Raw genomic sequence first — 2,772 nt, forward strand, 5'->3', positions numbered from 1 at the left:
CATGTCCCCGGTCTATACAGCCCGCCAAAGAAAGTAAGCAAAGAAAGGCGGCCCCTAAGTGCCAGCCCCTTCGGGGTGCCCGCCGGAGCGCGATAAAAAATGGGCAAGGCAGAGTCGCTGCGCTCCGACTGCCTTGCTGATCCATTTTTTACCGCGCTCCGGCGGCTGGCCCACAAGGGGAAATCGTTACCGGCTCGCCTTCGGCATTGCCTTGTCTCATGCTCGCCTTCGGCCTCGCGGTGCTTGCTGCTCGCCTGCGGCTTCGGTGTTTTTGATCGCTATCGTAGCGAGGCGTCGTCCTGACGAAAGTCAGGACCCAGCGTCGTTCAGCACTCCACATCAGCTTCAACTCCCCACCGGCCGCAACTTCCTCCATACCTCCACCGCCGTATCCGCGAACGTCCGGATACAGGGATTCGAATTCTCCTTGTTCCAGATCACGGCCACTTCCACCATCGGCGCATTGCGCAGCGGCTTGAATACGGTGGTTTCCAGGTGCATGGCCTGCATCGAGGTCGGCACCAGCGCCACGCCCAGGCCTTCGCCGACCAGGTTGACGATGGTTTGCTGCAGGTTGGCTTCGAGCACGATGCGCGGGCGGAAGCCGTTGGACTGGCAGTGGTTGACGATGATGTCGAACACCACCGGGGCGATGCTGCGAGGGATGCTGACGAACGGGTCGTCGGCCAGTTCGGCTACCGAGATGGCGGCTTTGTCGGCCAGGTGGTGGTCCTTGGGCAGTACCGCCAGCAGCGGTTCGGCGTAGATCGTGTGGCTGACCAGGCGGCTGCAGTCTTCGGGGCGGTACATGATGCCGACGTCGACCCGCTCGTCTTCGATGTCGGTGGCCAGCAGGTTGGGGACGTATTCGGTCAGGCGCATGTCGACTTCGGGGAAGGCGGCCGAGTAATGGCGTGTGACCGAGGGCAGGATGTTATAGGCGGAAGACATCATGAAGCCGACCTTCAGCGAGCCGCTCTTGCCGGTGCTGGATGACGAGACGTTGCGTTTCGCCCGTTCCAGTGCCTTGAAAATTTCTGTTGTGTCGCGATAAAAATATTTGCCGGCCGGGGTCAGCTGGATGGCGCGTTTGCTGCGGTCGAACAATTGCGCACCCAGCTCCTTCTCCAGGGCCGCAATCTGCCGTGTAAGCGGGGGTTGCGAGATATGCAACAGCGCTGCGGCGCGTCCGAAATGGAGCGTTTCTGCTACGGTGCGGAAATAGGTCAGGTGTCTCAGTTCTATCATTTGATACCTTGAAGGTATTGATTGTGTCTGTACATTGTATTGGAAGTCATGGGATTGTCTCGTTATTCTTCGACGCAGAGGTGACACATTGCGATCGCCTCAGCGCGATCGTCAGGCGTCACAAGCGCCGTCGCCGTAGATAAGAAGAAAAAGCAGTTCAAGACAGGAGACAATCATGCCGACACAAACGGTAGCGTTACCTTTGGCAAAAAACGACGTCAGAACAGCTCGTTCGAATTCCCCCCGTTACCGCGCAATCGACCAGCTCACCGGTGGCGATCCGGCCATGCTCGACCTGGTCGAGCGCGGCAAGCGCCTGATCGACCGCGGCATTCCCGTTCTTATTCTCGGCGAGACCGGCACCGGCAAGGAATACCTGTCGCGCGCCCTGCATGAATACAGCGAGCGCCGCCGGGCCGCCTGGGTGGCGGTTAACTGTGCTTCGATTCCCGAGAGCCTGGCCGAGAGCGAACTGTTCGGTTATTGCAAGGGGGCTTTTTCCGGCGCGCTGCCGGGTGGCATGAAGGGCCGGGTGCAGCAGGCCGACGGTGGCACGCTGTTCCTGGACGAGATCGGCGACATGCCTTTCGCGCTGCAGACGCGCCTGTTGCGCGTGCTCTCCGAGCGTGAAGTGATTCCGCTGGGCGCGCCGCATCCGGTGCCGGTGGATGTGCAACTGATCTGCGCCACGCACCAGGACCTGAAGACGCTGATCGCCGAAGGGCGTTTCCGTGAAGACCTTTACTACCGCATCGCCGGCGGCGTGCTGCGCCTGCCCGCGCTGCGCGAGCGCGCCGACCGCCGCCGCCTGATCATGCAGATGATCGCCGACGAGCTGGGCGGCCAGGCGGATGAGCATGTGATCGCGCCGGCCGCCTTGCAGCGCATGCTGGCTTATCCGTGGCCGGGCAACCTGCGCCAGATGCATGCGGTGATCCGCTACAGCTGCGCGGTGATGAATGACGGGCGTATCGAAGTGCGCGACCTGCCCGAAGAACTGATGCAATTCACGGCGGCGAATTTGACCCAGATCGTGGGCCATACCGGCCTCGCCGCCAATGTCCGTCCCATCGTGCCACAAGCCGATGCGGCGGCGTTTCCCTCCCGCCAATCAGGCGACCCGCTCCGGGATGAGCGCACGCGCGTTATCGATGCGCTGGTCGGCAGCCGCTGGAACATCTCCGCCGCTTCGCGGCAACTGGGGATGTGCCGCGCCTCGCTGTATCGCAAGTTGCGCCAATTGGATATTCCGCATGTGCGCGACCAGGCGATGCCGGCGTATGCCGTCGCCTGAACCGGCGTGGCGCGCGCAAGCCGGGGCGCTTGCGCACGCTGCCGGATACGTTTGAACCAAGAGGAAACCCCGCCGCATTCGCCGGCGCGGCAGACCACCGTAACCAATAAAGTCCGGGCAGGCGCCCGGCTTATCCATTTCGCTTAGGAAGACCATGAAAGTTTTTTACGACAAAGACGCCGACCTGTCCCTGATCAAGAACAAGAACGTGACCATCATCGGTTACGGTT

General features: G+C 61.7%; 2 protein-coding genes. One reads left to right on the forward strand and one right to left on the reverse strand.

Translation table 11 applies throughout. The features are described 5' to 3' along the window. Nucleotides 1-345 precede the first annotated feature (345 nt). The gene (locus AC07N6_RS24235) at nucleotides 346-1,248 is read right to left on the reverse strand and encodes a LysR family transcriptional regulator (RefSeq protein WP_494783856.1); all 903 of its coding nucleotides are present in this window, start codon (nucleotides 1,246-1,248) and stop codon (nucleotides 346-348) included. Nucleotides 1,249-1,423: 175 nt separating this feature from the next. On the opposite strand from AC07N6_RS24235, the gene AC07N6_RS24240 reads away from it, so the two are divergent. Continuing rightward, nucleotides 1,424-2,542, forward strand: a complete 1,119-nt coding sequence (locus tag AC07N6_RS24240) for a sigma-54-dependent Fis family transcriptional regulator (protein WP_494783857.1) — start codon at nucleotides 1,424-1,426, stop codon at nucleotides 2,540-2,542. Nucleotides 2,543-2,772: the final 230 nt, after the last annotated feature.

Source organism: Herbaspirillum sp. GW821-FHT09A12, assembly GCF_059418325.1.